We start from the raw sequence: 25,491 nt of genomic DNA on the forward strand, positions 1-25,491 counted from the left end.
CCAGTAGTCCGACCCGGCCCAGCCTTGAGCCGTTCGAAAAGGATGAACTCTGGGCGGAGACGCGCCAGTTCCGAGGTTACCGTGTCTTTTCCGGAGCCGGGAGGCCCGTACAGGATCACGCCAGAAGGCGTCACAGGTCCCCTCCACTCAGTACGTCCTTCGCCTCATCGACCATGGCCACGGCAGCGCCGAGCCGGTTGTCTACGACAAAGTGAGGACCCTGGGGGCGTAGCTCCAGATTTAGCGTGGAGAGGTACTCATCCCATGCATCCATCTTGTAAGCATCACGGGCAGCGCCACGGAATTCGATGTACTCGCGCATCGACTCCGGATCGCACTCGACCCATATCGTCGCGACCGAGACGCGCTTTGAACGGCACCGATTATGGAAGCGCTGCATCCATTCGGCTTGAGAGAATTCGGAGATGAATGGAGCGTCGAGGATTGTGGAGGTCCCGCAATCTACGTTGTCCCATGCCGCTTCCATAAGGCACCGGTATTCGAACGGGCGGACCTTTTCGCGGTAGAGCGCTGAGCTCCTGTCGTGCGCCTCGCCTCCGAGTGCGACCAAGAGCTGATCCACCAACGGGCGCGTGAGCGAGTCCTTGTCGAGGATGGGCCAGCCAGTCAGGCCCCCCAGGAACTTGGCGAACTCGGACTTGCCCGACCCGGCGAACCCGCCGACCAGTACGACGGAAGGCCCCTCGACGTTCCCGCCTGATGTCCGACGACGCCATGCGTCAACGACGCGATCACGCAGAGCGTCTCCGTCTACGTCGTTTGTACCTGCGCGGATGCTGCTCAGAGCTTGCCGTACAGCTTCCGACTGGTCGGGAAGACTTCGGTCCATGGCCGCGGGGGCGGATTCCACTTGGGCATCCTCTCCGGGCAGTGCTCGGCGGAAGCCTAGTTGTGCTTCGTTGCGGCGGTAGAGGCGGCAGTAGGCCCGGCGGTAATGCGGGCCGGGATACACCCTGCCGTTCTCGTGGCCCCAGATCGTCTGGAAGTTCGCAGCGATATTGAAGCCATGCCGTTCCGCGATCTCGCGCAACTTCTCCCCGGTGTCTTCCAGGGTCAGCCCGACCTTTTCCCGCTGCACGCGCAGGAGTTCAGGTTTCCAATCCGGGTGCTTCCGAGCCATCTGCCCCTCCTAGATAGCTACTCGGAGCCGCGACTGTAGCGGCCTGAGTAGGCCAATGGAAATTCGTGATAGCGCATGTATAAGCGGATGTGTAAATCTGCTGAGACTTAGTCAGGTAACGGAACGTGATACCGGTTTTCTCGCCGTGACGGTGGACTAGCACCACGCCCCTTCGAGGAGGTGCTCATGCGTCACAGCAAGGCCGGGACAATCCGGCGTCAGCAAACCCAGCCCTGCCCCTGTAGAGCCTCAGTTGGCTTCCAACTCGGCTACGCGGTGCTGAAGTTCCCGTACCTCGCTCCGAAGCTTCGCGACTTCGTCTTTCAGCTCCGCCACGACTCCCTCGGGGTCGGCGAGCTTCGCGACATCTGCGGAGTCCGGAGTCAGGAACGCGCCCTTGCCCTGGTGGCTCACCGCAAGGCCGTCGGCCTTGAGCTGGCGGATGGCGTCACGCGCCACGGTGGCCGTGGCGCCGTACGTCTCCTGGAGCTGCGCCAACGAGGGCAGCTTGCCAGTCTCGGCGAACTCGCCGGCAGCGATCCTTCGCCGGAGTCCATCGGCCACCTGCTGGTAGGCGGGCTTGCCGGTCCACTCGACCATCTGTACCCCAAGTCTCTTCTCGGTCTCTGCCTCATAGTGCCCAAGCGACAGAGAGAGAACCAGCGTCCCCCCGCGCTTGTTCCGCGAGGGGGTTGACTCAGCTCTGCCTCAGAGAGCACTCTGAGGCAGAGCTGAGGGCAAGGTTCCTTCCGGAATCTCGCTCCCGCAAGACCCTGCCGCGGCGGCGGGACTCCCCAGCAAGGTCGCCCGCCGCCCGGCTTCTCCCTGCCCATTCGATTTCAGGAGAGCACCATGCGTACTTACATCGGCGGCCATCAGGTCGTCAGTGACACTGACTTCGTCGAACTCGCACTTGGGACTCCGATTGAGCTGTGGCTCGGGGTTGAGGGCGAGAGCGAGATGGAGCGGGCGGCCCGCCTCGCGGCGGCCCGCGACATCCTCGCCGACAACCCTGATCTTCCCGACCGGGTCAGCCAGGTCGCGGCCGAGGCGATCGAGGCGTTCGCCCCAGAGCTGTTCAACGTCATCCCGCTGGTGCGGCCGGCGGTTCGCCGGACGCGCTCCCGGAAGGGCGCGGCGGCATGAGCGGGAAGGTGCTGCGTGCGCAAATGAGTGTGCGCTGCTGCGGGACGACGGTGCCGGAGCGGACCGCCGGACCGTGCTGGCAGCTCTTCGTGGTCATCACCGGATTAGTGAGTGAGTGGCCGGTCTTCACCTGGCCGACCTCGCCGGAGGTCCCGACGGTGGAGGAGCGGGCGGAGGCGCTGGCCTCGCTCGCCTTCGTGCTCGTTGAGGGCACTGCGTGGGAGTGGTCCGAGGACACCGGTCCGGAGTACCACCCGCACCCGGTGAAGGTGACGCTGATCGCTGCGGCCACTCGAATCGAGCGGCTGGACGGTGGTTCGCGATGACGACCACGACCATGCCGGAGCGGCCGGCGGTTCCGCCGCTGACCCGCCCGGAGATGGGCCTCGCCGGTACCGGCGCGATCGCGGCGGCAGGTGTCGGTGCGCTGGGGTTGATTTCGTCTTTCGATGCCGTGTCTGCTGCTGCGCTGCGGTGGGGGTTCGGTGAGCCGTGGATGCTGCCGGTCGGTATCGACGTGGCCATCCCGGTATTCACCGTGGCCAACCTGCTGCTGATCCGAATGGACATGGGCCTGGCGTGGGTGCGGTTCGTGCCCTGGGTTCTCACCTTGATCACCTGCGGTCTGAACGTCGCCGCTGGCCATGGGGTGTGGGCGAAGGTCGCGCACGGCACAATGCCGCTGCTGTGGGTGGTGTTCTCCGAGATCGGCGCCCACATCTACGCCGTACGGATCGGGGCCGTAACCGGACGGCGGATGGACAAGATCCGCGCCTCGCGGTGGCTGCTGGCCTTCCCCTCCACGTTCTCGCTGTGGCGGCGGATGACGCTGTGGGAGATCACCTCCTACGCCGACGCGCTCGCCAGGGAGAAGGAACGACAGCTCGCCCGCGCCGACCTGCGCGAGACCTACGGCCGGCGGTGGCGATCGAAGACCCCACGCCGCGAGCGCGTACTACTTCGGCTCGGTGAACTCGCTCCCGGGGACGCCGTGGAGGAGCCCGAGCCGGAGCCCGAGCCGGAGCCGGACGCCCCGGAGCCGCCGAAGACGGCGGAGCCGAAGGAGCGGACGTCGCGCAAGCGCCCGGCTCGCTCCAAGGCGAAGGCCGCGAAGGCACCGCGCACGACGGCCGAACTGCTGGCCCAGGCCCGCGAGGTCACTGCCGACTGGACCGATGACGCGATCAACGCTGAGGCAATCCGGACCGCGCTGCACTGCTCGGCAGCGAACTCCCGGCTGCTGCGGGATGCGCTGCTGACCGAGCGTTCCGAGGGCCGACGCCTGCGCTCCATCGACGCTGCCGACAGCGACGAGGCCGAGGGGGCGGCGGCATGAGCACCCTCGTAGCGGCCATCGCCACTGCGGCTCCGATGGCGGCCGGATGGTCGGCGCACACGCTGTGGCTCCGCCGTCGGCTGCACGTCGCACGCCGTGACCCGCTGACCGGCTTACGGACACGGGACGGCTTCACCCGCCGCGCCACGGTTCTCCTGAAGGACCCGCGGGCGGTGGTGGTTCTGGCTGACGTCGACCGCTTCAAGCAGATCAACGACACCCACGGCCACGCCGCAGGCGACGCGCTGCTGAAGGCGACCGCGGACCGGCTGGCTCACTACGTCGGCAAGGCCGGCGTCTCCGGACGGCTCGGAGGCGATGAGTTCGCCGCAGTCGTCATCGACGACCACGGCACCGCCGCCGACCTCCTCGCCGTCCTTCACGGCGTGCTCGCCCGCTCTGCGGACGGACTGGACCCGGCGGTGCACACCACGGTGTCGCTCGGCTGGGTCCGTGCCGCAGACCACCCCGGAGAGGACCTGTCCGGGCTGCTGCGGCGAGCCGATGAAGCGATGTATGCGGCCAAGCAGGGCCGGGCGGGTGTCCGCCGGGCTGGGCTCGGCAAGCTCTTCGCCACGGTCAAGGGTCGCCGCTCGGGCCGCCGCGGCTCTCGCACCGACGACGCTCCCGCGAGGGGAGTGGCGGCCTGATGTCTCCGACGTTCGGCAAGTGCTACGACCCCAGTGGGGCGAAGTACGGGATACCGACCTTCCCTTGGAGGTTCGCCCCGAGCGGCTATGCGACCCGCCGTCAGCTTCGCATCCGGGGCTTACGGCCCGGCGGTCAGCCGGTCACCGCCCAGGTGATGCGCCGCTCCCGTCGGCGCCGCGGCGGGGTGGCGGTCGCCTACCTCTACCGCATCGACCTCGCGAAGCCCGTGCGGCCGATGACCCCGGCTAAGCGGGCCGCGCTCGACAAGGCGATGGCCGCCCGCCGCACCTGCCCGTCCTGCTGCACGGACGCCGGTTACTGCATCCCGATCTCCCTCGGCATGTGCGTGACCTGCGCCTACCCCGAAGAACAGCGCGCCGCCTGAACTGCACAGCAACCGCCAAATGGGGCCCGGACGGTAGGCCGTCCAAAGCGCCGTCCGGACCCCTTCCAACCCCAGTTGTCCGGGAAGGACTGTCAGTGAATCACGACGACGAAAACGAACTGTTCAACCGACTCGAAGCCGACATGGCCACCACACCAGCACCCGACTTGGGCGCCGATGTAGTCGACCTCGACAAGGCGCGGTCGGCCCGCACCGAGTCGGCCGACTCCACCGGAGCCGAGTCGGGCACCGGGTCGGCCGACCCGACCCCGCACGGTACGGGTGACGGGTCGGGCACCACGGAGCGGACCCGGTTTGGTGGCGGGTCGGGTGCGGTGATGGTCGATGGTCCGGCCCCGGCGGGTCCCGGATTCATGGACCGGCTCAAGGGCGCCAAGCGCCGCCCGGTCGTGCCGATGTGGCTGAAGTCCACGACGGAACTCAAGTCCGCCACCGGCTGGGCGGCCGGGCACTACGGCCACAAGGCCGGATACCACGCCCTGCGCTCCCCGGTGTACGTCGCGCGCCTCGCGCTGCTGTCGCCGCTCGGGGCCGCGAAATTCGTCGGCGGCACGATGCGCTGGGTCGCCGACCGCGAGGGCGAACCGGTCCGACTCGCCGCCGTCCGGCGCGAGGACGCAGCCGAGTACCTCAAGCTCTCCCGCCAGCGCGACGGTCGGGTGAGGCTGCGCACCTTGGTGGTGGCGCTCGCGTCGCTCATCGGCTTGGGTGCGGCCTTGGCTCTGTACGTTTTGGCCCCGGGCTGGCTTCAGATGGTGTCGGTCGGCGCTCTGCTGCTCGCCCTCGGGCACGCGGGCCGGCCCGAGGATGCGCCGGTCATCACCCGCGCTGTGGACCTGCCGCAGGTGCAGCGCCTGACGTCCGACATCGTGGCCCGGGCGTTCGCCGCCCTCGGTATCGCGGAGATCAACAAGCAGGCGGCCAAGGGCAAGCCCGGCATCGAGTTCAAGGCCCCGATCCAGCGCGACGGCAAAGGCTGGCGCGCCGACCTCGATCTCCCGTACGGCGTGACGGTCTCCGACGTGCTCGACCGCCGCGAACGCCTCGCGTCGGGCCTGCGCAAGTCGCTGGGCTGTGTGTGGCCCGAGCCCGTTCCCGGGGAGCACCCGGGGCGCGTGATGCTGTGGGTCGGTGATCAGGACATGGCCCGGGCGCCGCAGCCGTCGTGGCCGCTGCTGAAGGCAGGGACCAGCTCGCTGTTCAAGCCCGTTCCGTACGGCACCGATCCGCGCGGTCGGCAGGTGGGTTTCGACCTGATGTACGCGAACTTCCTAACCGGCGCCATGCCGGGTCGTGGCAAGACGTTCGCGCTGCGCATCCTGCTGCTGGCTGCGGCGATGGACCCGACCGCTGAGCTGCACACCTGGGAGTTCAAGGGCACCGGAGACTTCTCCGCCTTCGCCCCCATCTCCCACTCCTACGGCTCCGGCCCCGGCGATGACGCCACGGTCGAAGGCTGCGTGGACGCGCTGACGTACGTCTACGGCGAACTCGACCGCCGCGCCAGGGTCATCAACGGGTTGCCCAAGGACATCTGTCCGGAGAACAAGGTCACCCCCGCTCTGGCCAAGAAGAAGTCGCTGGGCCTGCACCCGCTGGTGATGTCCATCGACGAGTGCCAGGAAGTGTTCACGCACGAGAAGTTCGGCAAGAAGGCCGCCGAACTGGCCACCGCCATCATCAAGCGGGGCCGCGCCCTGGGCGTGATCCTGCTGCTGGGCACCCAGCGCCCGGACGCCGACTCGCTGCCCAAGGCGATCAGCGCCAACGTCGGCATCCGGTTCTGTCTCCAGGTCATGGGCCAGCCTGAGAACGACATGGTGCTCGGTACCTCGATGTACAGGAACGGTATCCGCGCTACCTCGTTCACCGCCGAAGATCTGGGCATCGGCTACCTGGTGGGTGCGGGCCCGAACCCGCAGATCGTCCGCTCCTACTACATCGACAACGCCAACGCCGAAGTGATCTGCCAGCAGGCCAAGGCCGCCCGCGCGGCGGCCGGCACCCTGCCCAACCCGGACGCTCCGAAGAAAGAGAAGGTCGCAGACACCCTGCTGGCAGACATCCTCGCGGTCATCCCCGCCGATGAAGCGAAGGTGTGGAACGAGACGGTCGTCGAACGTCTCGCGGAGCTGCGGCCCGAGCGCTACGGCGACTGGGCCCGCATGAGCGGTGAGGAACAGACCGCGCACCTGACCGCAGCGCTGAAGCCCTACGGCATTGCCGCCGGGCAGGTGGGGCGCCGCATCGGCGGCAAGTTCGTCAACAAGCGCGGAATCAAGCGCGACGACATCACCACCGTGGTAGCGGAGCGTAATCGAAATCGGGACGCGAGCTGACCGTCCGGGGCTGCTATCGATAGCACGCTCGCCCGCTATCGATAGCAGCCCCGATAGCGGCCCATCTGGGCCCTGATCAGGTCGCTAGCGCATAGCGGCCCACCTGCGGAAACCCCTGAAACCCGCCTGTGGAGGCCCTTCATGCCCCCTGCCCTGCTCGCTATCACGCTCTTCCTGCTCGTCACGTTCTGTTACGCGTCCTTGTGTGTGGCCAGCCCGTTCGGCAACTGCCGCAAGTGCAAGGGCTTCGGCTACGCGCTCAAGAAAGACCGTCGGGGGCGACTCAAGCCTGGCAAGACCTGCCGCCGCTGCCGGGGCGACCGCAAGCGCATACGCGTCGGCCGCCACCTGTTCAACGTCGCGATGCGCATCCACCGCGACGGCACCCGCTGACCCCGCAAACAGAAACGACCGGCGACCGCCCGTCATAAGACGGACCCCACTCCGAGCAGGAGCTAGGTGGGCGCGGTCGCCGGTCAAATCCCCAAGCTTGCGAGCACCTGGGGACCTGCGGATCTTAACCAGCCTTCCTCGCCACCCGAAAGCGAGATTCCACCGTGGCCATCACCGTCTCCCTCGTCGCCCTGTTCGGACTCGTCCTGTTCTTTCTGCTCCGCTCCAAGTCCCTCGGCTACGGCTCCGCGTTCGTCGCCATGATGTTCGGCTTCTACCTCGCCTCCACCGGCGCCTCCGAGCCGATGAACGAACTCACCACCGCCGTTGTCGACGCCATCAGCAACCTCTAGGAGGCTGGTCATGAACGAACCCCTCGTCGCCCGCCACTGGGTCGCGATCGCCGCGCCCAAAGCAGCCCCGGCGCTCGCCACGTCCACCGTGCTGATCCTCGGCAGGATCTGGAACGCCAACGGCGCCGAACACTCCGTGGGCAACGCCGCGTTGATGGTCGTGCTCGCGGCCGGAGCCGCAACGGCTGGCGCTTTCGCGTCGGCCGGTCGCGCCGGTGACCCCGTCACCGCCGGAACCGCCTTCGCCGCCTCCGGAGGGCTCGCCCTCGCAGGCGTCGCCGGATACGCGGATGGCCTGCCGCTGCCGCTGCTGCTCTGGGTGCTGGTCACCGCCACCGCGTACGGCATCGCGGCCCGCTACTGGCGCACCGACCGCCGAGACGCCGTGGCCTACAACCGGCAGACCACCGTCCGGCGCGAGGAACACGGCCACATCGAACGCGTCGAAGCCCTGCGCGCCGGGGCACAGATCGAGGTCGCCCGCACCGGCGCCGCCTACGCCGAACAGCTCGCCAGCGCCCTCATTGCCCGCGCCGCCCTGCCCGGCTTCGACCCCGCCGCACTCACCCGCGCCGGACTGCCCGAACTCCCCGCCGTCGAGATCACCAAGGAGATCTGAGACATGTTCGAGATCCGTGTTGTCTGCGAACCGGCTGATGCTGAGCGCATCACCACCGAGTTGAACGGCAAGTTCCACACCGGCACCGTGCGGCGCTACCCCTCACGCTTCACCGACATGGTCCGCCTGTACATCACCGCCGACCACTGGCCGCACTCGCAGATCTGGCCGACGCCCGAAGAGGCGTACGCCACAGCCCCGAGCATCATCAGCGAGATCGGATGGACCGCCCGCGCTGCCACCGACAAGCCGTTCGGCCAGGAGATCGGGCGGGAGTTCTGGCTCCGCAAGGCCGCCGTCCTAGACCGCATCGCCCTCGCCGACGAAGACGCCGGTATCCACGGCGACGCGACCGAGGTGGCCGTCAAGGCTGCCCAGCGACTCATGGACACGGACGACGCCCCGGTCATCTGCGAGCCGCGCCACTACATCCGCCAGCAGTACGCCCGGTGGGCCAAGAACCAGTAGCAACGCCGCGGCGGCGGGACTCCCCAGCAAAGGTCGCCCGCCGCCGCGGTTCTCCCTGACCCGTCCGAAGACAGAACAGGAGACCTCCAGAATGCCTCAACTTGAACGCCGCGCGCTCCACCAGGCCGCGCAGGATGCCGCCGCCCGCGGCTGGCATGTCTTCCCGCTGATCCCCGGTGACAAGCCGCCCGCCATCCGCGACTGGCAGGAGCGGGCCACCACCGACCCCGAACGCATCGCCCGGTGCTGGGCTCATGCGCCGTACAACATCGGCATTGCCACCGGCCCGTCCGGTCTGGTCGTCATCGACTTGGACACCCCCAAGGACGCGGACGACACCCCGGTCGGGGAATGGGCGCTGCCCGGCATCACCGATGGCATGGATGTATTGGCGCTGATCTGCGAGCGTCACGGCGAGCCGCTTCCGAACCAGACGTACACCGTGCGTACCCGTGCGGGCGGAACGCATCTGTACTTCACCGCACCGGACGGCAGCGAGGTACGCAACACCATCGGCAAGCACGGGTGGAAGGTCGACACCCGAGCCGTCGGCGGGTACGTGGTTGCGGCGGGCAGCATCGTCGGCGGCCGGTCGTACGAGGTCATCCGCGACGATGCGCCGGCGCTTTTGCCGGAGTGGCTGACGGAGCTGCTGCGACCGGCGCCGCTGCCCCCGCAGAAGCCAGTGACCGTGGCGCTCGCCTCCGATCGGCGCGGCAAGTGGCTCCGCGCCGCTGTCAACGGGGAGTTGGAGCGCGTCACGTCCTCGGGCGAGGACCAGCACAACAACGCGCTCTACCTCGCTTCTGTCGCCCTGGGCCAGCTCGTCGCTGGGGGAGAGCTGAGCGAGTCCGAGGTGACCGCGTGGCTCACTGCCGCCGGGCTTCAGGTCGGACAGCCCGTCCGTGAGGCACTGCGCACGATCGCCTCTGGCCTGAAGGCCGGGGCCAAGCGTCCCAGGACGGTCGCAGCATGAGCGCCAACCCGATCCCTCCGCTGCACCTGTACTCCGTCCCCAGCGACGCACCGGCCGCGGCCGTGGCGCCGCCGAAGCGGGAACGGCCCCGGACCTCATGGACCGCCGATCAGCTCATGGACGCCCAGTTCCCCGAGCCGAAGTGGGCCGTGCCCGGCATCCTCGCGGAAGGCGTCAGCCTGCTCGCGGGACCGCCCAAGGTTGGCAAGTCCTGGCTTTCCCTGGGGCTGGCCCTGGCGGTCGCGGCCGGTGGGCAGGCGTTCGACTCCGTGCCGGTCAAGGGCGGGCCGGTCCTCTACCTCGCGCTGGAGGACACCCCGCGCCGTCTTCAGACCCGTATGGGCAAGCTGCTGGGAGGCGAGCGCGCGCCAGCCGGTCTGACGCTGGTGACCGAATGTCCGCCCTTCCCCCAGGGCGGGGTTGAGGCCATCGCCGGGTGGCTGGACCGCAATCCCGATGCCCGCATGGTCGTCATCGACGTGTTCGCCAAGATGCGCGGCGCCTCCCCGCAGGGGGCATCGGCGTACGACGCGGACTACGTCGCGGTCGGTTACGCGAAGCGGCTCGCGGACCACTACGGCATCGCTGTCGTCCTGGTCCACCACGTCCGCAAGATGGCCTCCGAGGACTTCCTGGCCGAAGTCTCCGGAACCAACGGCATCGCAGGCGCCGCCGACGCCACCCTCGTACTCAAGCGAGCCCGCGGCCAGGCTGACGGCATCCTGCACGTGACCGGGCGCGACGTGGACGAAGCCGAGTACGCGCTGTCGTTCCAAGCCGCCTCCGGAGCCTGGCACTTGTTGGACGGGCCCGTGTCCGACCACACCGTTGGCGACACTCGCGCCGCGATCCTGCGGCACGTTCGCGCCAATCCTGGGGCCAAGCCCAAGGACATCGCGGACGCCCTCCCACAGACCGACGCGGACACCGTTCGCCGTACCTGCTCCCGCATGGCCGCGGACGGACAGCTCACCAAGGACGGAGGCGGCCGGTACTACCCGGACACCGAGACCCGGACACAGGGGGTACCGGAGGTGTCCCAGCTGTCCGACTGTCCGGTTGACCCATCTGACCTGCAAGAACTACCCGGACAGCAGAAGTGGGAGCTGTCCCACCTGTCCGACTCCGCACCTGCAATCGGAGGCGAGCGCCTTGCTTGAACGTCATTTGTCCGTCCCCGAAGCAGCGGTATTCCTCGGGGGAGAACGCTACGTACGACGCCTCATTGCCGAACGACGCATCACCTTCGTCAAGGACAAGCGCCGCGTCCTCATTCCAGAGAGCGTCGTGGCTGAGTACCTGGCAGCGCGTACCGTCCCCGCGCTCAGTCAGACGCGGCGCAGGAGGGCCGCCTAGTGTCCAAGCGGGGACCAAAGCCAGGTAAGAACATGCGGCGGTTCGGAGCGGTACGCCGGTACCGCTCTGGTCGCTGGACGGCTTCCTATCTGGATCTGGCTGGCCAGCGGAGGCGAGCCCCAGAGACGTTCGAGACCCAGGCCGACGCGGAAGTCTGGCTCTCGCAGGTCGAGGCGGATCTCACCCGTGGGCACTGGCGCGACCCGGACGCCGGCGCCGTCAACTTCAAGGTGTACGCCTTGAAGTGGGTGGATGAGCGTGGGGTCATGCCGACCACGGATGAGCTGTACAGGCGCCTGCTGCGGCTCCACATCCTCCCGGCTTTCGAGTCGTACGACCTGGATCAGATCACCCCGCCGCGGGTGCGTGAGTGGAGAGCCGAGCGACTCGCCACCACGGGCTCCACCACGGTGGCCAAGTCGTACCGGCTGCTGAAAGCCATCCTGGAGACCGCGGCCGACGACGAACTGATCCGCCGGAATCCATGCCGGATCAGGGGTGCAGGGAAGGAGTCTGCGGCGGAGCGCGAGATCGCCACTGTGGAGCAGGTGGACGCCCTTGCCAAAGCGGTCGGCATCCGTTGGCGCCTGATGGTCTACCTCGGGGCGTACGGCCCGATGCGCCCGGAGGAGCAAGCCGAATTGAGGCGCAAGGACGTGGATTTGGACTCCATGACGATTCGGGTCAGGAAGGCCGCCCCGGAGCTGAACACCGGAAAGCGTGCTGAGGGCAACACGAAGTCGGAGGCGGGCAAGCGGTACATCGTCCTGCCGGACTTCCTGCACACGGACCTGCGCCGGCACCTCGACTGGTACGCGGAGAAGGGTCCGGACGGTCTCCTCTTCGTGGGCGAGAAGGGCGCACCCTTCCGACGCACTTCGTTCGGTCGGAAGTGGCGGAAGGCTCGCGCGAAGGTGGGAGTGCCGGACGGCTTCCGGTTCTACGATCTTCGTCACACCGGGCACACTCTGTCGACGCGGTCCGGCGCCACGCTCAAGGACACGATGGTTCGGGCCGGACAGTCGTCCGAAAGGGCGGCGCTCATCTATCAGCACTCGGACCGAGAGCGTCAGAAAGAGGTCGCGAGCGGGCTGGACAAGATGGTCCGCGCCGCCCGGAAGGAGACCTCTGACCAGCCCGAAGAGGGGGCAGGTGGTGCACAGGTGGTGCGCGACGCCTGAATCGGTCTAGACAACACAATGGCCCAGGTCGGGGATCATGTCCCTGGCCTGGGCCTTTTTCTTTGGAGCGGGTGACGAGAATCGAACTCGCGCTCTGAGCTTGGGAAGCTCATGTTCTACCATTAAACTACACCCGCGTGAGGGGCCGTTGGTTCGGCACCGCATCGTCGCACACTGTACCCCATGTCCCGCTCTTCGTGCATTTGCCGAGGCGTTTTCGTGGTGGGGTTCGGGCGTACCTTTGGGGGCGGAGTGCCGCCTGGAGTGGCGTCCCGTTCATCCCCTAATGTGGCTTTCTCGTCCACGCTTGGGGAAGGGACTTGATGGACTTGATGGAGCCCACCGTCGTCCGTTGTGCCGAGGGGCACGTGTTCAGCACCACATCGTTCCCGCTGCAGCAGCTCGGGGCCGGCCGTATCGGGCCGGGGCGGCTCATCCGGTGTCCGCGGTGTGCGCGGCTCAGGCATGCGGTGCCCGTGGTGCTGGAGCAGCAGCGTTAGTGAGCGGTTGAGACGTCCGTGAGGGAGCGCGTGGGGCCGTCCGATTGGGGCGGGCCCGCGCGCTCTGCGTATCCTCGGGGCGTGCTTCTCTCAGACAAGGACATCCGGGCCGAGATCGACGCCGGACGCGTGCGCATTGATCCGTACGACGAATCTATGGTGCAGCCCTCGAGCATCGACGTGCGGCTGGACCGCTACTTCCGGGTGTTCGAGAACCACCGCTACCCGCATATTGATCCGGCCGTCGAGCAGGCCGATCTGACGCGGCTGGTCGAGCCGGACGGGGACGAGGCGTTCATCCTGCACCCCGGTGAGTTCGTTCTCGCTTCTACGTACGAGACGATCACTCTGCCGGACAATCTTGCGTCCCGGCTGGAGGGGAAGAGCTCGCTCGGGCGGCTCGGGCTCGTTACCCATTCGACTGCCGGTTTTATTGACCCCGGGTTCTCCGGGCATGTCACGCTTGAGCTGTCCAATCTCGCTACGCTGCCGATCAAGCTGTGGCCGGGAATGAAGATCGGGCAGCTGTGCATGTTCCAGCTGAGCTCGCCCACCGAGTTCCCGTACGGTTCCGAGCGGTACGGGTCGCGCTATCAGGGGCAGCGCGGGCCGACGGCCTCGCGCTCCTTCCTCAATTTTCATCGGACGCAGGTGTGATGCGGGTATGAGTGACGTACGAGAGAACCTGACCTACGACGGGTTCGGTAAAGCGGTTCGCGAGCTCGCGCAGACCATTGCCGACGACGGGTACGAGCCCGACATCGTGCTCAGCATCGCCCGCGGTGGCGTTTTCGTGGCGGGTGGGCTTGCTTATGCGCTGGATGTGAAGAATATCCATCTCGTGAATGTCGAGTTCTATACCGGGGTCGGCACGACCCTGGAGATGCCGGTCATGCTGGCGCCCGTGCCCGACGCGATCGACTTCAGCAATAAAAAGGTACTGATCACGGACGACGTCGCCGACACCGGCAAGACGCTCAAGCTCGTGCACGATTTCTGCCTCGATCATGTCGCCGAGGTTCGCAGTGCCGTTGTTTATGAGAAGTCGCACTCGTTGGTGAAGTGCGAGTACGTCTGGAAGCGCACCGACGAGTGGATCAACTTCCCGTGGAGTGTGGAGAAGCCGGTCGTGCGTCGTGCTGGGCAAGTCCTCGATGCGTAAGCGTTGAGTTTGGATTTGAGTTTGAGTTTGGATGTCAGAAGGCCCCGGTGCGGGTTCGCACCGGGGCCCTTTGTGTGTTGAGTTGTTGAGTCGGTGGGTTAGATCGTGCCCAGCTTGATCAAGGACAGCAGGGCGATCAGCTGGATCGCCGACGAGCCCAGTGCCTTCGGCCACGGCAGGTCGTGCGACTTGCTCACCATCGAGGTGAAGAGCGCCGCCGCTCCCAGCCAGGTGACCCAGCCCAGCACCTGGACCAGGGAGTTCTCGCCGCCCAGGAAGAGCGCGAAGACCAGACGCGGGGCGTCCGTCAGCGACATGATCAGCATGGAGAGGCCGACGGTCGGCTGCCAGGAGCCGTTGCCGCCCAGTTGGCGCGCGAGGGTGTGCGTCACGCCGCCCAGGATCAGGCCGCAGACGATCATCGCGATGCCGGTGGTCAGGACGTACGGGATGGCGTTGGAGAGCGTCGCGTTGATCGCTTCGTCGCGCGCCTTGTCGAAGCCGAAGATCGCGAGCAGTCCGTAGAGGAATGTCACGATCAGGGCCGGGCCCCACACCGCGTAGTCGCGCATCTGCCAGAACGTCGGGCCCGGGCGCAGCACGATGCCGCTCAGCAGCTGCTTCCAGTGCAGCCGCGGGCCGGCGGGCTGGGCGGGGGCGTTGCCGACGGGGTATGTGGTGCCGTCGCCGTACGGGTCCTCGCCGATGCTGAATGCCTGCGTGTGGCCCGGGTTGTTGTTGCTGTTGGCGTACGGGTCACCACCCCCTTGGCCGCCGTACGGGGGCTGCGGGCCATGCTGTCCCTGGCCCTGCCCATGCCCCTGGTACGGGTCGCCGAAGTACTCGGGCTCGCCGTGCTGCCCGCCGTACTGCGGCGCCTGCGGCCACTGCTGCTGGCCGTACGGGGGCTGAGGCGATGCCTGTTGCCCGTACGGCTGTTGCTGCGGGTGCCGCTGCGGTTGTTGTTGCGGGGTGCGGTTGTCCCGGCCGCGTCCGATCCTGAATCCAGCCACGTAATCGAACGTACCTGGTCCGCATGGGCCGAGTGCCGGGCCTGCCCCAACAGGCCCGGCTTTGCGGCCGAGCTGTGACATCCCTTAGGGGGTCCCTGACGGGTTGTCCCCAGGAGGGCTGTTGCGTGCGGTGCCTGCCGTCAGTTGGCCAGTGCCGCGCCGAACGAGGCGCTTCCCGCCAGGCCCGCGTCGCGCGCGGTGAGCGACACCGAGCGGGTGGTCGTGGTGCCGGTGGTGCTGCCGGGGAGCACGGTCACGGAGCCGTAGGAGTTCTCCAGCGGGGCGCCCACGGTGAGCTCGGCGCGGCCGTCCTTGTTCAGGTCCCTGAGGCGTACCGAGCTGCCGAAGCTGTCGTACGACTCGGCGCCGCCGGGGACGCCGGCGGTGTCCTGGGTGAAGGTCTTGGCGCCGGTGGTGGTCAGGCCGGTCGCCGAGCCGTAGAGGACGGTGACCGAACCGGCGTTCCGCTTCGTGCCGAGGGCCTCGCCCGGGGCGCCCACCACGACGTCCGCGTAGCCGTCGCCGTTGGCATCGCCGACCGCGATCGTCGCTCCGAACCCGTCGCCGTCCTCGCCGCCGCCGGGTACGCCCGCCGTGTCCTGGTGGACGATCGTGGGCTTCTGGGCCGGGTCGGGGCCCGTGGGGCCGCCGTACCAGACGGTGATGCGGCCGCCCTTGGCGGTGTTCGGGCCCGAGACGTCGCCGAGGACCAGGTCGCCGTAGCCGTCCTTGTTGATGTCGCCGGTCGCGCCCGCGTCGCCGTCCGTGTTGCTCATCGTCGTGATGCTGTTCTGGGTGCCGGTCCAGCGGTGGTAGCGGATCCAGCCGCCCAGGTCGTTGTCCGTGTTGAACGGGTAGAGGCGCTCGGCGGCCCCGTCGCCGCTGAGGTCACCGGCGATGGCGGTGTACGTCGAACCCTCCGCCTCGGCGCGCTGGCCGACCGGGACCCCGGCCTTGGTGAAGGGGCCGTAGTACGTGCGCGTGTGGTCCTGGCCGGTCGCCGTCACGTCCTGGTGGCCGTCGCCGTTGAAGTCGCCGGTCGCCGTGCCGCTGCCGAAGTACGCGTTGTCGGGGACGTACGAGGGCACGGGCAGGTTCGCGCTGCCGGTGCCGGTGATGCCGGTGCTGCTGCCCCAGAGGACGGTGAGGCTGCCCCGGAACGGCTTGTCGGCGGTGCCCTCCCAGACGGCTGCGACGACCAGGTCGGCGTAGCCGTCCTCGTTGAGGTCGGCGGAGGAGAGGCTGTTGCCGAAGCGGTCCATGCTCTCGGCGGTGCCGGGGACGCCGGAGGAGTTCTGGGTGATGACCGTGCGCCTGGCGGTGGAGGTTATGCCGGAGGAGGAGCCGTACAGGACGACTACGGCGCCGGCGTTGTCGGCCGAGCCGACGTGGTGGCCGTCTGCGCTGATGGCCAGGTCGCGGTAGCCGTCGCCGTTGAAGTCGTCGGAGAGCTTGGCGGGGGCGGCGGAGGCGGTGGCCGCGGGGAGCGTGAGAGGCGTCAGGGCCGCGGCCAGGAGGGTGGCGGCGAGGGCTGCGGCGCGGGGGTGCTTGCGCATGGGCGGGTCCTTGTGGAGTGGCGCGGGTGGGTGGTGCGGGGGTGCGGGATCGGCTGGTGCCGGTGGGAGTGTGTGCGGGACTGGCTGGTGCCGTTGGGGGTGTGTGCGGGACTGGCTGGTGCCGGTGGGGGCGCGAGGGGGCGTGCCGCTCCGGGGGCGGCATTCGGGACGCATGTTCTTGCTGCCGGGCGGGGGCTGCGTTCGCGAGGCCAGTGATCAGCGCACACATCACGCTCTGCGTCCCGGACACCGCCCCCTCCGCGACCCGCCCCCTCGCGCCGGTGGGTGGTGGCCACGCACCGGCGCGCGTTCGTCAGCCCGAGATGTTCAGGCCCAGCACCGGTGAGCCCGTTGTCGACAGGCCTGTGGCCGTCAGGCCCAGGCCCCTGCCGTACGTCGAGATCTTCGTGCCGTCGGAACGGAATGCCACCACGTAACCGTTACCGGCGTTCTCCCAGGGCACGCCGACCGTCAGGTCCGCCTTGCCGTCGCCGGTCGTGTCGGAGAGGAAGACCTCGCCGCCGAAGCCGTCGAGCTTCTCGCCGGTGCCGGGGACGCCGGGGGTTTCCTGCTCGATCGCCTGCGCGCCCGTGTCGGAGAAGCCGGTCGGGGTGCCGTAGACGACCGTCACCATGCCGGTGTCGGCCACGCCCGCGAGGTCCTCGTTGGGGGCGCCGATGGCCAGGTCCTGGAGACCGTCGCCGTTGATGTCGCCCAGGGAGAGTTCCCCGCCGAACAGGTCGCCCCTCTCGGAGCCGCCGGGGACGCCGGGGCTGTCCTGGGTGATGGTGTCCTGGCCGCCGGTCGGGCCGCTCGCCGTGCCGTAGACGACGTGGACGGCGCCGCCCACGGAGACGCCCGGCTTCTCGTCCCAGGTGTTGCCGATGACGATGTCGCCGTAGCCGTCGCCGTTGGTGTCGCCAATGTCGGTGATGATGCCCGCAGGGAGCTTCTTGGCGCCCGTCGTGGTGATGCCGGAAGTGCTGCCCGGGAGGTAGTAGTTGGCGTTGTACGCGTACTCGCCGGTGCTGTCGCCCTCGTAGCCGTCGACGACCAGGTCGGTGCGGCCGTCGTTGTTCACGTTGCCGGCGGTGATGTTGAAGATGTCGGGGCCCTCGGCTGCGAGCACCGGTGCGGTGATCGTGTAACGGCCGCCCGTGCCGCCCGACTTGGTGAATCCGCCGCGGAAGAAGTCGATCTTGGTGTTGTCCGCCTTGGCGGCGAGGTCGGGCTTGCCGTCGCCGTTGAAGTCGCCTGCGGCCACGGCAGAACCGAAGCGGTCGTGCGAAGTGCTCGACGGGTCCGGGATGCTGATGCCGCCGGTCAGGCCGGTGGCGCCGCCGAATACGACCGTGAGGGAGCCGCCGTCGACGTCGGAGCCGACATCCTCCAGGTACGCGCCGATGGCAAGGTCCGCGTAACCGTCGCTGTTGAAGTCCGCGGTGGCGGTGTGGCCGCCGAAGCGGTCGTTCTTCTCGGCGCCGCCCGGGATGCCCGGCGTCTCCTGGCTGATTGTCTGGATCTTCTGGGCGCCCGCGCCGTCCGGGGAACCGTAGAGGATCGTTACGGCGCCGGCGCCGCTCTGGCCGTTGATGGTGGCGCCGGAGGCGGAGACCGCCAGGTCGCGGTAGCCGTCGCCGTTGAAGTCGCCCTGCAGCCCGGACGGGGCAGCGAGGGCGGTGCCCGCTCCGGCGATCAGCAGGCCGCCGGTCAGCAGACCGCCGGTGAGGGCGGCCGCCGTGGCGGTGGCGAGGGTGGTACGGAGGCTTCTGTGCATGCGGAGTTCTCCTGCTGCATGCCGGGACGCATGGTGCGCGTCCGAGTCAATGGGGTGCGAATCGCACGTGTTTGCCGGGAGTTGATCTCTGGTACACGTGTGATCGGCGCACAGGAGACTGCTGATGGGGTCGAAGGGTTGTACGGGTCAGCGGTGTATTTGGTGTCAGCGGTGGGCGGTGGAGAAGAGCGCCGTGGAGAAGGCGGCGCCCTTCTTGCCGGTCCCCCAGTGGACGGCCACCAGATCGGTCGTCTCGCCCCGGTGCGTACGCACCACCGTGTCCGGCCGCTTGTCGCCGTCGAAGTCGGCGTACCGGAGTACGTCGGTGACCGCCGTACCCTCGCCCGCCGTGAGTTCGCCCGCAGGCAGCGCCTTCACGGCCTTGTAGGCGTACGTGCCGCCCGCGCGCCCGGGGCCTGCCGGGCCGCCGAGCAGCAGCTTTCCGCGGGCGGCCGCGCCGGGCTCGCGCGCGCGGGTGGCGGAGACGAAGTCGTCGTAACCGTCGCCGTTGACGTCCGCCTTCGGCTCGGGGGAGGAGAGGACCGGGCCGACGCCCGGCACTGCCCCGCCGGCCGCGCGCGGGGCTCCCGTGCGGGTGAACGGGCCGCGCAGGTAGCTGAACCGGCCGCCGCTGGCGGTCACCGCGAGGTCCTGGCTGCCGTCGCCGTCGAAGTCGCCGCAGACGGGGTGGTCGGGCCATTCGTTGCCGAAGCGGGCCGCTTCGGGGATGCGGAGCTTGACCGCCTTGCCGGTGAGGCCGTCCGGGCTGCCGAAGAGGATCTGGAGCGGTACGGGCGGCCTGCCCGTGCCGTTGAACGGCGGATCGGTGGTGACCACCAGGTCGGCGAAGCCGTCCTGGTCGAGGTCGCAGGCCGCCTCGGCGTCGAAGGCGGCCGGGAGGGTGCCCTCCGTGGTGGCGGCGTTGCGGGTGGGGGTGAGGAGCCGGCGTACGGCCGGGTCGGGGCCGCGCCCGGATCCGTACACGACACCGATGCCCGCGTCGTCGCCCAGCCGGTCCTCCGGGCCCTTGACCAGGTCGTTGAGCACGAGGTCGCGGTGGCCGTCACCGTTGAAGTCGTACGGGACGCGGCTGCCCCTGCCGTGCGGTACGGGGCGCGTGGGCGGGGCGTCGGCCTTGTTCGCGAGGGCGGCGGTGGAGGGCTTGCCGCCTCCCTTCGCGCCGTCTCCCGATGCGGAGGGTCTGTCGGCGGAGGCGCTGCAGCCCGCCAGGAATACCGCGCAGCCCACTGCTGCCGCTGCGATTCCTCTTCGCACGACCCACCTCGTCCGTATCGCATGTTGTCAGTTGCAACATGATGCTCTCGTTTGACCGTTGCGTTAAGGCAACGGACCGATCCCGATCACCGCATACGAGAAGCGGCCGGCCCTGCCCCCGAGGCAGGTCCGGCCGCTTCTTCGTTCACGTACGTCTACGCACGTCGGCTACTTCACCGGCTCCGGCTCCGGCGCGTCCTCGGTCTCCGCCTCACCGGCAGGCTCCGCAGGCGTACGCACCGAGTCGAGCAGCAGCTGCGCCACGTCCACGACCTGGAGCGATTCCTTCGCCTGGCCGTCGTTCTTCTTGCCGTTCACGGAGTCCGTGAGCATCACGAGGCAGAAGGGGCAGGCGGTGGAGACGATGTCCGGGTTGAGCGACAGGGCCTCGTCGACGCGCTCGGTGTTGATGCGCTTGCCGATCCGCTCCTCCATCCACATCCGCGCACCACCGGCGCCACAGCAGAAGCCGCGCTCCTTGTGACGGTGCATCTCCTGCTGGCGCAGGCCCGGGACGGCGGACATGATCTCGCGCGGCGGCGTGTAGACCTTGTTGTGACGGCCCAGGTAGCAGGGGTCGTGGTACGTGATCAGACCCTCGACCGGCGTCACCGGGATCAGCTTGCCCTCGTCGATGAGGTGCTGGAGCAGCTGCGTGTGGTGGATGACCTCGAACTCGCCGCCCAGCTGCGGGTATTCGTTCGCGATCGTGTTGAAGCAGTGCGGGCAGGTCGCGACGATCTTCTTCGACGACTTCGGCTTCTTCGTCGACTCGTCTTCGTCGTCCTCGCCGAACGCCATGTTCAGCATCGCCACGTTCTCCTGGCCGAGCTGCTGGAACAGCGGCTCGTTGCCCAGGCGGCGGGCCGAGTCACCCGTGCACTTCTCGTCGCCGCCCATGATCGCGAACTTGACGCCCGCCATGTGCAGCAACTCCGCGAAGGCCTTGGTGGTCTTCTTCGCCCGGTCTTCGAGCGCACCCGCGCAGCCGACCCAGTAGAGGTACTCGACCTCGGTCAGGTCGTCGATGGTCTTGCCGACGATCGGGACCTCGAAGTCGACCTCCTTGGTCCACTCCACCCGCTGCTTCTTGGCGAGACCCCAGGGGTTGCCCTTCTTCTCCAGGTTCTTGAGCATCGTCCCGGCCTCGGACGGGAACGCGCTCTCGATCATCACCTGGTAGCGGCGCATGTCGACGATGTGGTCGATGTGCTCGATGTCGACCGGGCACTGCTCGACGCACGCACCGCAGGTGGTGCACGACCACAGCACGTCCGGGTCGATGACGCCGTTCTCTTCGAGCGTCCCGATCAGCGGGCGCTCGGCCTCGGCGAGTGCCGAAGCGGGGACGTCCTTGAGCTGCTCCTCGGTGGCCTTCTCGTTGCCCTCCATGTCCTTGCCGCCGCCCGCGAGCAGGTACGGCGCCTTGGCGTGCGCGTGGTCGCGCAGGGACATGATCAGGAGCTTCGGGGAGAGGGGCTTGCCGGTGTTCCAGGCGGGGCACTGCGACTGGCAGCGGCCGCACTCCGTACACGTGGAGAAGTCGAGGATGCCCTTCCAGGAGAACTGCTCGACCTGCGAGACACCGAAGACGTCGTCCTCGCCCGGGTCCTCGAAGTTGATCTCCTTGCCGCCGCTGGTCATCGGCTGGAGCGCACCGAGCGCGACTCCGCCGTCCGACTCGCGCTTGAACCAGATGTTCGGGAAGCCGAGGAAGCGGTGCCAGGCCACACCCATGTTGGTGTTGAGCGAGACCGTGATCATCCAGGTGAAGGACGTGACGATCTTGAGCGCCGCGAAGAAGTACGTGAGGTACTGGAGCGTGCTCAGGCTCAGCCCGTCGAGGGCGGCGATCAGCGGGTACGAGGCGAGGAAGCCGGGCTCCCAGCTGTCGACGCCGTGCAGGGCGCCCTCCAGAGCGCGCAGCGTCATGATGCAGATGCCGACGATGAGGATGACGGCCTCGACGAAGTACGCCTGGCCCGTCTTGGAGCCCGTGAAGCGGGATTTACGGTCGGCCTTGCCGGGCCTGCTCAGCTGCCGGATGACGATCAGGGTCAGGATGCCGAGGACCGTCATCAGGCCGAGGAACTCGGTGAAGATCTCGTACGGCAGCCAGTCGCCGATGATCGGGATCAGCCAGTCGGCCTGGAAGAGCTGGCCGAAGGCGTTGACGATCGTGAGCAGCAGCGAGAAGAACCCCACCGCCACGAACCAGTGGGCCACGCCGACGATGCCCCAGCGGTTCATGCGGGTGTGGCCGAGGAACTCCTTGACCAGGGTCACGGTGCGTTGCGTGGGGTCGCCGGTCCGGGAGCCCGCGGGTACGGGCTGGCCGAGGCGCACGAAGGCGTAGATCTGCGCGATGGCGCGGCCGAACAGCGCGACGGCCACCACCGTGATGACCAGCGACACGATGATCGCGGCGAGTTGCATTTGGGGGCTCCTCGGGCCTGCGAGGGTGGGAATCCAGTGGGCTTACTAAGCGGTAACTTATGTAGTTCGTGCTGAGCGTACCCACTTATGCGGCCGCACTGTAGCCGCGCCTGCGGTGATCTGCGTCGCTGAGGCGACCCTCAGCCCCGGGCGGCGAAGACCGCGGGCACGGTGCGGACCAGAATCAGCAGGTCGAGGCCGAGCCAGTGCTGGTCGACGTAGTGCAGATCCAGGACGCCCATCTCCTCCCACGGTAGGTCGGAGCGCCTCCCAATCTGCCACAGACCGGTCAGACCGGGCCGTACGAGCTGCCGCGCCGCCGTGGACTCCGGATGGCCCGGCGGCAGCGCGCAGGGGCCCACCAGGGACATCTCGCCGCGCAGTACGTGGATCAGCCGCGGGAGTACGTCCAGACGCCACCGCCGCAGCAGCCGGCCGGTCGTCGTCCCTGGCGCGGTGCGGAGCGTCAGCATCTGGAAGGGGCGTCCCGCGAGGCCCGCCCTGGTCGTCCGTGCGAGAACCGGGCCCGGCGAGGTTACGGCGACGGCCGTTGCGGCCAGGAGCATCAGGGGGGCGGCGATCAGCAGCAGGATCGGGCCGGCCGTCAGGTCGAGGATCCGCTTGGCGAACATGTGGCGTACCTTTTCATGGCATTCGTCATGAAACCCGCTCTGTTGATCAGCGGCGTGCCGCCCCTGTGGCGCCCCCTCCGGCTACCGCTGCACAGCTGTCGCTGCACATAAGGGCCGCACAAGAGTTGAGCCCCCTCGACTCAGGTCTGTTGACGACTTCGGATCCGTCGTGCATCCTTGAGTCTGTTCCACTCAAGTCAGCTGGAGGAATTGAAATGGCACGTGCGGTCGGCATCGACCTGGGCACTACTAACTCCGTCGTCAGCGTTCTGGAGGGCGGCGAGCCCACCGTCATCACCAACGCCGAAGGCGCCAGGACCACGCCGTCCGTCGTCGCCTTCGCGAAGAACGGTGAGGTGCTGGTCGGCGAGGTTGCCAAGCGTCAGGCGGTCACCAACGTCGACAGGACCATCCGGTCGGTCAAGCGCCACATGGGCACCGACTGGAGCATCGAGCTCGACGGGAAGAACTTCAACCCGCAGCAGATGAGCGCCTTCATCCTGCAGAAGCTCAAGCGCGACGCTGAGGCCTACCTGGGCGAGAAGGTGGCCGACGCGGTCATCACCGTCCCGGCGTACTTCAACGACTCCGAGCGCCAGGCGACGAAGGAGGCCGGCGAGATCGCGGGCCTCAACGTCCTGCGCATCGTCAACGAGCCGACCGCCGCCGCGCTGGCGTACGGCCTCGACAAGGACGACCAGACCATCCTCGTCTTCGACCTCGGTGGCGGCACGTTCGACGTCTCGCTGCTGGAGATCGGCGACGGCGTCGTCGAGGTGAAGGCCACCAACGGTGACAACCACCTCGGTGGTGACGACTGGGACCAGCGCGTCGTCGACTACCTCGTGAAGCAGTTCCACTCCGGTCACGGCGTGGACCTCTCCAAGGACAAGATGGCGCTCCAGCGCCTGCGCGAGGCGGCCGAGAAGGCCAAGATCGAGCTGTCCTCCTCCACCGAGACCTCGATCAACCTGCCGTACATCACGGCGTCGGCCGAGGGCCCGCTGCACCTGGACGAGAAGCTCACGCGCTCGCAGTTCCAGCAGCTGACCGCGGACCTGCTGGAGCGGTGCAAGACGCCGTTCCACAACGTCATCAAGGACGCGGGCATCCAGCTCTCCGAGATCGACCACGTCGTTCTCGTCGGTGGCTCGACCCGTATGCCGGCCGTCGCCGAGCTCGTCAAGGAGCTCACGGGCGGTCAGGACGCCAACAAGGGTGTGAACCCGGACGAGGTCGTCGCCATCGGCGCCTCGCTGCAGGCCGGTGTCCTCAAGGGCGAGGTCAAGGACGTTCTGCTCCTCGACGTCACGCCGCTGTCGCTTGGTATCGAGACCAAGGGCGGCATCATGACGAAGCTCATCGAGCGCAACACGACGATCCCGACCAAGCGCTCCGAGATCTTCACGACGGCCGAGGACAACCAGCCGTCCGTCCAGATCCAGGTCTACCAGGGCGAGCGCGAGATCGCGGCGTACAACAAGAAGCTCGGCATGTTCGAGCTGACCGGTCTGCCGCCGGCCCCGCGTGGTGTCCCGCAGATCGAGGTCGCCTTCGACATCGACGCCAACGGCATCATGCACGTCGCTGCCAAGGACCTCGGCACCGGCAAGGAGCAGAAGATGACCGTCACCGGTGGCTCCTCGCTGCCGAAGGACGAGGTCAACCGGATGCGCGAAGAGGCCGAGAAGTACGCGGACGAGGACCACAAGCGCCGCGAGGCCGCCGAGACCCGCAACCAGGCCGAGCAGCTCGTCTACCAGACGGAGAAGTTCCTCAAGGACAACGAGGACAAGGTTCCGGGTGACGTGAAGACCGAGGTCGAGACGTCCATCACCGAGCTGAAGGAAAAGCTCAAGGGTGAGGACACGGCCGAGATCCGCACGGCGACGGAGAAGGTCGCGGCCGTCTCGCAGAAGCTGGGCCAGGCCATGTACGCGGACGCCCAGGCCTCGCAGGCCGCGGGCGACGCCGGCGCCGGCGAGCAGGCCAAGGCGGAGGACGATGTCGTCGACGCCGAGATCGTCGACGACGAGAAGGACGCCGGACGTCAGGGAGGCGCCGCATGACGGAGGAGACTCCGGGCTTCGAGGAGAAGCCCGACGTCCCTTCAGGCGCCAGCACAGAAGACGCCGAGCCGCAGGCTGCCACGCCTGACCAGGCAGGGGCCGACTCCCTCAAGGAGTCGGGCCCGGCGGCCGCCGGCGGGGACGTGGACGTAAAGGAAGCGGCTCTGACCGCGCAGCTGGATCAGGTCCGTATGGCGCTCAATGAGCGCACCACGGATCTCCAGAGGCTGCAGGCGGAGTACCAGAACTACCGCCGCCGCGTGGAGCGGGACCGGGTCACGGTCAAGGAGATCGCCGTCGCGAACCTCCTGACCGAGCTCCTCCCGACCCTCGACGACATCGGCCGGGCGCGTGAACACGGCGAGCTGCTCGGCGGGTTCAAGTCGGTGGCCGAGTCGCTGGAGACGGTCGCCGCCAAGATGGGTCTGCAGCAGTTCGGCAAGGAGGGCGAGCCCTTCGACCCGACGATCCACGAAGCCCTGATGCACTCGTACGCACCGGACGTCGAAGAGACCACGTGCGTGGCGATCCTGCAGCCGGGCTACCGGATCGGCGAGCGGACCATCCGGCCCGCCCGCGTCGCGGTCGCCGAGCCCCAGCCCGGTGCCACGCCGCCCGCCAAGGCGGACGAGGCGTCGGCCCCGGCATCGGACGAGGAGAGCGGTGGCCCGGACGAGGGCTGACGTCGGCGGAAAACGCAGTAACG

At 68.2% G+C, this 25,491-nt stretch carries 26 protein-coding genes and 1 tRNA gene; 18 read left to right on the top strand and 9 right to left on the bottom strand.

The window, feature by feature from the left end; translation table 11 throughout:
• Positions 1-130 precede the first annotated feature (130 nt).
• On the bottom strand, positions 131-1,141 hold the full coding sequence (locus tag J7I98_RS16765; RefSeq protein ID WP_214921511.1) for an AAA family ATPase: 1,011 nt from the start codon (positions 1,139-1,141) through the stop codon (positions 131-133).
• 249 nt (positions 1,142-1,390) lie between these two features.
• Positions 1,391-1,741, bottom strand: a complete 351-nt coding sequence (locus J7I98_RS16770) for a winged helix-turn-helix domain-containing protein (RefSeq protein WP_214921512.1) — start codon at positions 1,739-1,741, stop codon at positions 1,391-1,393.
• Positions 1,742-1,993: 252 nt separating this feature from the next.
• Here J7I98_RS16770 and J7I98_RS16775 point away from each other — a divergent pair, with 252 nt between their 5' ends.
• The 14 genes from J7I98_RS16775 (at position 1,994) to J7I98_RS16840 (ending at position 12,365) form a co-directional block, all read left to right on the top strand.
• Entirely contained in the window at positions 1,994-2,287 is a 294-nt protein-coding gene (locus J7I98_RS16775) for a hypothetical protein (RefSeq protein ID WP_214921513.1), read from the top strand.
• Positions 2,288-2,310: 23 nt separating this feature from the next.
• Positions 2,311-2,613: a DUF6303 family protein gene (locus tag J7I98_RS16780; protein ID WP_251020740.1), complete on the top strand. Its 303-nt coding sequence runs from the start codon at positions 2,311-2,313 to the stop codon at positions 2,611-2,613.
• A complete protein-coding gene (locus J7I98_RS16785) occupies positions 2,610-3,623 on the top strand; it encodes a DUF2637 domain-containing protein (RefSeq protein WP_214921515.1) in 1,014 nt (337 codons plus the stop codon). The genes J7I98_RS16780 and J7I98_RS16785 overlap by 4 nt, the downstream gene beginning before the upstream one ends.
• The gene (locus J7I98_RS16790) at positions 3,620-4,273 is read left to right on the top strand and encodes a GGDEF domain-containing protein (RefSeq protein ID WP_214921516.1); all 654 of its coding nucleotides are present in this window, start codon (positions 3,620-3,622) and stop codon (positions 4,271-4,273) included. Before J7I98_RS16785 ends, J7I98_RS16790 begins: the two co-directional genes overlap by 4 nt.
• Complete coding sequence (locus J7I98_RS16795; protein ID WP_214921517.1) at positions 4,273-4,659, top strand: RRQRL motif-containing zinc-binding protein; 387 nt, start codon at positions 4,273-4,275, stop codon at positions 4,657-4,659. Before J7I98_RS16790 ends, J7I98_RS16795 begins: the two co-directional genes overlap by 1 nt.
• 95 nt (positions 4,660-4,754) lie before the next feature.
• On the top strand, positions 4,755-7,019 hold the full coding sequence (locus tag J7I98_RS16800; RefSeq protein ID WP_214921518.1) for a cell division protein FtsK: 2,265 nt from the start codon (positions 4,755-4,757) through the stop codon (positions 7,017-7,019).
• A gap of 141 nt (positions 7,020-7,160) precedes the next feature.
• The gene (locus J7I98_RS16805; protein WP_214921519.1) at positions 7,161-7,412 is read left to right on the top strand and encodes a hypothetical protein; all 252 of its coding nucleotides are present in this window, start codon (positions 7,161-7,163) and stop codon (positions 7,410-7,412) included.
• A 164-nt stretch (positions 7,413-7,576) separates the two neighbouring features.
• Positions 7,577-7,765 carry a hypothetical protein gene (locus J7I98_RS16810; RefSeq protein WP_214921520.1) on the top strand — a complete coding sequence of 63 codons (189 nt, stop codon included), beginning with the start codon at positions 7,577-7,579 and terminating at the stop codon, positions 7,763-7,765.
• Positions 7,766-7,775: 10 nt separating this feature from the next.
• Entirely contained in the window at positions 7,776-8,384 is a 609-nt protein-coding gene (locus J7I98_RS16815) for a hypothetical protein (RefSeq protein ID WP_214921521.1), read from the top strand.
• Between the two features lie 3 nt (positions 8,385-8,387).
• Positions 8,388-8,852, top strand: a complete 465-nt coding sequence (locus J7I98_RS16820; RefSeq protein ID WP_214921522.1) for a hypothetical protein — start codon at positions 8,388-8,390, stop codon at positions 8,850-8,852.
• Between the two features lie 91 nt (positions 8,853-8,943).
• Positions 8,944-9,828, top strand: a complete 885-nt coding sequence (locus J7I98_RS16825; protein WP_214921523.1) for a bifunctional DNA primase/polymerase — start codon at positions 8,944-8,946, stop codon at positions 9,826-9,828.
• Positions 9,825-10,988 carry an AAA family ATPase gene (locus tag J7I98_RS16830; protein WP_214921524.1) on the top strand — a complete coding sequence of 388 codons (1,164 nt, stop codon included), beginning with the start codon at positions 9,825-9,827 and terminating at the stop codon, positions 10,986-10,988. The genes J7I98_RS16825 and J7I98_RS16830 overlap by 4 nt, the downstream gene beginning before the upstream one ends.
• Positions 10,981-11,184 (top strand): excisionase family DNA-binding protein, encoded by a 204-nt coding sequence (locus J7I98_RS16835; RefSeq protein ID WP_214921525.1) that lies wholly within the window; start codon positions 10,981-10,983, stop codon positions 11,182-11,184. Before J7I98_RS16830 ends, J7I98_RS16835 begins: the two co-directional genes overlap by 8 nt.
• 32 nt (positions 11,185-11,216) lie before the next feature.
• Positions 11,217-12,365, top strand: a complete 1,149-nt coding sequence (locus J7I98_RS16840; RefSeq protein WP_214921526.1) for a site-specific integrase — start codon at positions 11,217-11,219, stop codon at positions 12,363-12,365.
• A 63-nt stretch (positions 12,366-12,428) separates the two neighbouring features.
• On the opposite strand, the gene J7I98_RS16845 is transcribed toward J7I98_RS16840, so the two are convergent.
• A tRNA-Gly gene (locus J7I98_RS16845) sits at positions 12,429-12,502 on the bottom strand.
• 444 nt (positions 12,503-12,946) lie between these two features.
• Here J7I98_RS16845 and dcd point away from each other — a divergent pair.
• Together dcd and J7I98_RS16855 are read left to right on the top strand one after the other, a co-directional pair.
• Positions 12,947-13,522, top strand: a complete 576-nt coding sequence (gene dcd, locus J7I98_RS16850) for a dCTP deaminase (RefSeq protein WP_214921527.1) — start codon at positions 12,947-12,949, stop codon at positions 13,520-13,522.
• 7 nt (positions 13,523-13,529) lie between these two features.
• A complete protein-coding gene (locus J7I98_RS16855) occupies positions 13,530-14,027 on the top strand; it encodes a phosphoribosyltransferase (RefSeq protein ID WP_214921528.1) in 498 nt (165 codons plus the stop codon).
• A 98-nt stretch (positions 14,028-14,125) separates the two neighbouring features.
• Here the strand turns inward: J7I98_RS16855 and J7I98_RS16860 are convergent, their stop codons facing one another.
• The 6 genes from J7I98_RS16860 to J7I98_RS16885 form a co-directional block, all read right to left on the bottom strand.
• Positions 14,126-15,040, bottom strand: a complete 915-nt coding sequence (locus J7I98_RS16860) for a Yip1 family protein (RefSeq protein ID WP_308377830.1) — start codon at positions 15,038-15,040, stop codon at positions 14,126-14,128.
• A 140-nt stretch (positions 15,041-15,180) separates the two neighbouring features.
• The gene (locus J7I98_RS16865; RefSeq protein WP_214921530.1) at positions 15,181-16,596 is read right to left on the bottom strand and encodes an FG-GAP and VCBS repeat-containing protein; all 1,416 of its coding nucleotides are present in this window, start codon (positions 16,594-16,596) and stop codon (positions 15,181-15,183) included.
• Positions 16,597-16,909: 313 nt separating this feature from the next.
• The gene (locus J7I98_RS16870; protein WP_214921531.1) at positions 16,910-18,373 is read right to left on the bottom strand and encodes an FG-GAP-like repeat-containing protein; all 1,464 of its coding nucleotides are present in this window, start codon (positions 18,371-18,373) and stop codon (positions 16,910-16,912) included.
• A gap of 165 nt (positions 18,374-18,538) precedes the next feature.
• Positions 18,539-19,648 (bottom strand): VCBS repeat-containing protein, encoded by a 1,110-nt coding sequence (locus tag J7I98_RS16875; protein WP_308377831.1) that lies wholly within the window; start codon positions 19,646-19,648, stop codon positions 18,539-18,541.
• A gap of 168 nt (positions 19,649-19,816) precedes the next feature.
• Positions 19,817-22,084 carry a (Fe-S)-binding protein gene (locus J7I98_RS16880; RefSeq protein ID WP_214921532.1) on the bottom strand — a complete coding sequence of 756 codons (2,268 nt, stop codon included), beginning with the start codon at positions 22,082-22,084 and terminating at the stop codon, positions 19,817-19,819.
• A gap of 140 nt (positions 22,085-22,224) precedes the next feature.
• A complete protein-coding gene (locus J7I98_RS16885; RefSeq protein WP_214921533.1) occupies positions 22,225-22,716 on the bottom strand; it encodes a sugar transferase in 492 nt (163 codons plus the stop codon).
• Between the two features lie 215 nt (positions 22,717-22,931).
• Here J7I98_RS16885 and dnaK point away from each other — a divergent pair, with 215 nt between their 5' ends.
• Entirely contained in the window at positions 22,932-24,785 is a 1,854-nt protein-coding gene (dnaK, locus tag J7I98_RS16890) for a molecular chaperone DnaK (RefSeq protein WP_214921534.1), read from the top strand.
• On the top strand, positions 24,782-25,468 hold the full coding sequence (gene grpE, locus J7I98_RS16895; RefSeq protein WP_214921535.1) for a nucleotide exchange factor GrpE: 687 nt from the start codon (positions 24,782-24,784) through the stop codon (positions 25,466-25,468). Before dnaK ends, grpE begins: the two co-directional genes overlap by 4 nt.
• Positions 25,469-25,491 lie beyond the last annotated feature (23 nt).

Source organism: Streptomyces sp. ISL-98 (assembly GCF_018614055.1).
Lineage (GTDB): Bacteria > Actinomycetota > Actinomycetes > Streptomycetales > Streptomycetaceae > Streptomyces > Streptomyces spiramyceticus.

Coding starts and splice junctions, on each gene's coding strand:
- J7I98_RS16825 (WP_214921523.1), top strand. CDS start 8,944: ATGCCTCAACTTGAACGCCGCGCGCTCCACCAGGCCGCGCAGGATGCC.
- J7I98_RS16770 (WP_214921512.1), bottom strand. CDS start 1,741: ATGGTCGAGTGGACCGGCAAGCCCGCCTACCAGCAGGTGGCCGATGGA.
- J7I98_RS16790 (WP_214921516.1), top strand. CDS start 3,620: ATGAGCACCCTCGTAGCGGCCATCGCCACTGCGGCTCCGATGGCGGCC.
- J7I98_RS16815 (WP_214921521.1), top strand. CDS start 7,776: ATGAACGAACCCCTCGTCGCCCGCCACTGGGTCGCGATCGCCGCGCCC.
- J7I98_RS16775 (WP_214921513.1), top strand. CDS start 1,994: ATGCGTACTTACATCGGCGGCCATCAGGTCGTCAGTGACACTGACTTC.
- J7I98_RS16785 (WP_214921515.1), top strand. CDS start 2,610: ATGACGACCACGACCATGCCGGAGCGGCCGGCGGTTCCGCCGCTGACC.
- J7I98_RS16830 (WP_214921524.1), top strand. CDS start 9,825: ATGAGCGCCAACCCGATCCCTCCGCTGCACCTGTACTCCGTCCCCAGC.
- J7I98_RS16880 (WP_214921532.1), bottom strand. CDS start 22,084: ATGCAACTCGCCGCGATCATCGTGTCGCTGGTCATCACGGTGGTGGCC.
- J7I98_RS16855 (WP_214921528.1), top strand. CDS start 13,530: ATGAGTGACGTACGAGAGAACCTGACCTACGACGGGTTCGGTAAAGCG.
- J7I98_RS16870 (WP_214921531.1), bottom strand. CDS start 18,373: ATGCACAGAAGCCTCCGTACCACCCTCGCCACCGCCACGGCGGCCGCC.
- J7I98_RS16795 (WP_214921517.1), top strand. CDS start 4,273: ATGTCTCCGACGTTCGGCAAGTGCTACGACCCCAGTGGGGCGAAGTAC.
- J7I98_RS16865 (WP_214921530.1), bottom strand. CDS start 16,596: ATGCGCAAGCACCCCCGCGCCGCAGCCCTCGCCGCCACCCTCCTGGCC.
- dnaK (WP_214921534.1), top strand. CDS start 22,932: ATGGCACGTGCGGTCGGCATCGACCTGGGCACTACTAACTCCGTCGTC.
- J7I98_RS16885 (WP_214921533.1), bottom strand. CDS start 22,716: ATGTTCGCCAAGCGGATCCTCGACCTGACGGCCGGCCCGATCCTGCTG.
- J7I98_RS16805 (WP_214921519.1), top strand. CDS start 7,161: ATGCCCCCTGCCCTGCTCGCTATCACGCTCTTCCTGCTCGTCACGTTC.
- J7I98_RS16765 (WP_214921511.1), bottom strand. CDS start 1,141: ATGGCTCGGAAGCACCCGGATTGGAAACCTGAACTCCTGCGCGTGCAG.
- J7I98_RS16840 (WP_214921526.1), top strand. CDS start 11,217: ATGCGGCGGTTCGGAGCGGTACGCCGGTACCGCTCTGGTCGCTGGACG.
- J7I98_RS16780 (WP_251020740.1), top strand. CDS start 2,311: ATGAGTGTGCGCTGCTGCGGGACGACGGTGCCGGAGCGGACCGCCGGA.
- grpE (WP_214921535.1), top strand. CDS start 24,782: ATGACGGAGGAGACTCCGGGCTTCGAGGAGAAGCCCGACGTCCCTTCA.
- J7I98_RS16820 (WP_214921522.1), top strand. CDS start 8,388: ATGTTCGAGATCCGTGTTGTCTGCGAACCGGCTGATGCTGAGCGCATC.